The sequence below is a fragment of the Kitasatospora sp. NPDC050463 genome, assembly GCF_040655255.1.
Lineage (GTDB): Bacteria > Actinomycetota > Actinomycetes > Streptomycetales > Streptomycetaceae > Kitasatospora.
Genome location: NZ_JBFAJO010000182.1, coordinates 1 through 4282, shown reverse-complemented (window position 1 = coordinate 4282; position 4282 = coordinate 1). Strand labels below are relative to the sequence as shown.

1 protein-coding gene is annotated in these 4282 nt (G+C 67.0%); it reads left to right on the top strand.

Going from position 1 to position 4282, the window contains the following annotated elements; genetic code table 11:
• The first annotated feature begins 271 nt into the window (after window positions 1-271).
• Window positions 272-4195 (top strand): AAA domain-containing protein, encoded by a 3924-nt coding sequence (locus AB0J08_RS41105; RefSeq protein WP_360645170.1) that lies wholly within the window; start codon window positions 272-274, stop codon window positions 4193-4195.
• Window positions 4196-4282 lie beyond the last annotated feature (87 nt).

Sequence of the window (4282 nt, the reverse complement as noted above, 5' to 3'; positions counted from 1 at the left end):
CCGTCGAGTACGAGAACACCTACCACCTCACAACTGCAAAACCACAGGTCACAACCACAAGCTGAGGTCTCTATCGAACCCGGGGCGGTTCAGTTTCCCGACGACGCGCACGGGGCGCACGCCTACGCGCGAGCAACACTCCTATGCGCTCCCTGTGATCTCCGCTCAAGCTCCGAATTCCTCCTCTTCCTCTCAACAGAGCTCGTACTCTGGTGCGTTCGCCTACCGACCAGGCGGGCTTACGAAGAGGCTCGGACAGAGGGGTAGCAAAGTGAACGGCACCGCCACTCGCGCGCGGGAGGAGGCCGTGGCCTCCCAGGCTCAGCGATGGGCCGACGAACTCATTGATCTCGGACCGCGCAACACACTGCTGCACTTCAAGGACACAAAGACTGGCAGCCTCGACCTGACCGCCATCTCCGCCGAGCAGCAGCACGCGCTACTGACCGGCCGGAAGGTACGGCTCGCGAGCCTCGTCCCCGATCCGTCCGATCACAAATCCGCCTGCCTTCGCGCACGCTACCTACGGCGCCGGATCCTGGAACTGGACGAGGAACAAGGTGTCGAGGCCGGTCTCCTGGCCTGCGGACTGCTGAACGTGGACCCGCCGAAGACACGTGGCACGACCATCGTTCTCCCGCTGCGTGCTCCCCTCGTGCTGCTGCCCCTGACGATCCAGCCGCGCACGGCCACCGAGAACGACTTCGTCCTCCAGGTCGACGGCGAGCCGGAGATCAATCCGGTCCTACTCTACGCGCTGAACCGCCAGTACGGCCTGGACGCCGACCTCGACCAACTGGCCGACCAGGCATCGGCCACGCTTGAGGAGCAGACGGATCCGGGTACCCGGGTGCGCGCCGTGTACGACCTCCTCGCCAAGGCCCTCCGTCGGAGCGGGCTGTCCGTGTCATTCGAGGAACGCCTTGTGGTCGGGGCCTTCAGCTTCGACCGGCTGCCCATGGTCAACGACCTGAAGAACTCTGGCTCGCTGCTCGCCGAGCACCCCGTCATCGCCGCCATCGCTGGTGACAGCACGGCGGCCCACTCGCTACTGGAGGACACGGAGGGCCCTCCCGCAGGGAGCGAGATCCCGCCGCGGGAGGAGTTCCTCGTCCACGATGCCGATGCCTCTCAGCAACAGGCGATCCGCGCCGTGCTGGCAGGCCGACATGTGGTTATTGAGGGCCCTCCCGGAACGGGTAAGAGCCAGACCATCGCCAACCTCATCGCCGCGTTGGCTGCTGAGGGACGGCGCATCCTCTTCGTCGCGGAGAAGCGCGCCGCGATCGAGGCCGTCACCGACCGACTCGCCCAGGTCGACCTCGACGGACTCGTTCTCGATCTTCATGGGAACAAGCTGAACCGTCGCCAGCTGGCCCAACAGCTTCTTGAGACCCTCGACCGGTCCGGCCAGGAGCTGCCGCCGAGCCCTGAGCAGTTGCACGCCTCACTCGAGCACTTCCGCGGTCAGACCGGCCGACATGTTGCCGAGTTCCACCAACCGCGGTCTCCGTGGGGAGTCAGCGCTTACCAGGCCATGGCGGCGCTGTCGGGAATTCCGCCCGAGCGCCAGACCCGCTGGCGCCTGCGCGACGGTGTCCTGAAGCAACTGGACCTGACTGCACGGCAACAGGTGGAGCGGGACCTGCACAAATTCGTCAGCCGAAAGGGGCTGCAGATTCGGCGCGGCCAGTCCCCCTGGGCGCGCACCCGCGTACGGGACGTCGCGGAACTCCGTCCAGTCCTCGAACGACTTGACCAGTTGGCGGGCACGGCCTTCCTGGACACGCGCCGGGAGATCGAGACACTCATCACCGCAGCAGGGTTGTGCCAGGCACAGGACGTCCACGGCTGGCAGCAGTTGCTGGGCCTCCTGCAGGCCGTGTCCGGCACATTCGAGGAGTTCGCCCCGGAGGTCTTCGGACCGCAGCTCAACCGGTTCGTCGCCGCTACCGCTGACCGGGCTTGGCGCAAACAGCACGGGCAGCCCATCGGCTGGTGGCAGCGACGCTCCTTGGTCCGTGAGGCCATGGCCATCCATCGGGACGGACTGCGCGACCGCCAGGTCCTCCACAGCCGGCTGGTCCAGGCCCAGGAGCAACGGACCCGTTGGCAGAGTGTGTCGGTGGACGGCGCACCGCCTTCCGCGGTCCCTGAGCTCGGCGCCACACTGAAGAACTTCATCGAGCTTCGCGACCGGCTCGCCGCAGTGGCCCTCTGCGCGGGTGTCGACGACTGGGCGAAGAAGCCTGCCGATGAGGTGGCCGAGATCGTACGAGAACTCGACGCCGACCGCGGGACGCTGTACCAGATGCCCGAACTCAACCAACTGACCGACCGCCTGGAGGCCGCCGGTCTTGGCCCGCTGCTTGACGAGCTGACTCAGAGCCTCCCCACGCCAGAGGCAGTGGTCGACCGGTTCCAGTACGCCTGGTGGTCATCCGTTCTCGACGAGATCAAAATGCATTCCCAGCACGTTCGCACCTTCACCGGACGGGAACACGATCACGCCGTCACACAGTTCCGCCGCACCGACAGCGCCCACATGGCCGCCAATGCCGGCCGCGTGCGGTACTCCGTGGCGGCCCGGCTGCGCAAGGCCCGCGATACCCACCGTGACCAGAACGCCGTAGTCCGCGACCAGGCCGCCCGCAAGACGCGCCACTTGCCCTTGCGCAAACTGGTCGCCAAGGCCCCCGACGTGCTGTTGGCGGCCAAACCCTGTTGGGCCATGTCGCCGCTCGTGGTAAGCCGGGTGCTACCGGCCACCCGGCTGTTCGACGTGGTGGTCTTCGACGAGGCCAGCCAGATCCTGCCGCACGACGCCATGACGTCGATCATGCGGGGTCGCCAGGTCGTCGTCGCGGGCGACCGGAACCAGCTGCCGCCCACCTCGTTCTTCAGCCGCGTGCTGAGCGGCACGGACAGCCAGGAGGACGCTGACGACGAGGACGGGAACGATCCCGGCGTCTTCGAGTCGCTCCTGGATTTGCTCAGCAGTCGGCTGCCCGGCGTCCACACCCTCCGCTGGCACTACCGGAGCAGTGACGAGAGGCTGATCTCCTTCTCCAACCGCGAGATCTACAGCGACCAGCTCGTCACGTTCCCCGGGACCGCCGTCGAAAGTCCGATCCTTCTGGAGGTCGTCGACGGGCACGCACTGCCCGGCCAGGACGGCTCCGCCCCCCAGGAGGTCGAGCGGGTGGTGGAGTTGGCCCTCGACCACGCCTCCCGTACCCCCGACCTCAGCCTCGGCATCATCACCATGGGCCAACGGCACGCCGACCGCATCGATCTCGCCCTGCGCAAAGCCCTCGAGGCGCAACCGGACCTGCAGGACTACTTCAGCCCCGAGGCGGGCCCCGGCCGCCGCTTCTTCATCAAGAACCTCGAACGCGTGCAGGGTGACGAACGCGACGCCATCATCCTCAGCATCGGGTACGCCAAGGCCGCCAACGGCCGGCTTGCCCAACGCTTCGGACCGCTCAACAACGAAGGCGGAGAGCGTCGGCTCAACGTCGCCATCACGCGTGCACGCAACCGCATGACAGTCGTCAGCTCGTTCTCCCACCACGACTTCGGCCCGCGCGCCGAGACGAAGAACCGCGGCCCCGAATTGCTGCGCCTGTTCCTCGAGTACTGCGCTGTCCAGGGTGACCTCACCCGGTCGGGTGGACGCCAGGAGACGTACGAGCTGAACCCGTTCGAACGGCAAGTGCTGGATGCCCTGCGGTCCTCAGGCGTTCCTGCCGTCCCACAATGGGGCGTCTCCGGCTACCGCATCGACTTCGCGCTGGCTCATCCCGAACGGCCCGGCCAGATGCTGCTCGCCGTGGAGACGGATGGCGACCGCTACCACCGCACAGTAAGCGCGCGAGACCGTGACCGGCTCCGCCAGGCGCATCTGGAACGGCTCGGATGGCAGTTCCACCGGATCTGGGCCGCAGACTGGTTCGCCGACCCCCAGGCCGAGACGGACCGACTTGTCAGTGTCTGGCAGGACGTCGTCCGCGCGGCCGACGATCCGCCGAGCCGCACAGCGCCTCAGACCTCGGTCCCCGCTCCGCGCCGGGCAGAAGAGTCGTCGACGCGGCGAGGACACAGACCGTCGTTGACGCCCGGTGGCAGCATCGGCACCTACTCCGACACGGATCTCCAGGCGCTCGCCGGCTGGATTCTCAGCGACGGCTACTGAACTTGATTGCGTGATGTCGGCTGTTGCTGAGCTCAGCCGTCCATGATCAGTCCGGTCTCGGTGAGGCAGGCGTCGATCAGATGGGCT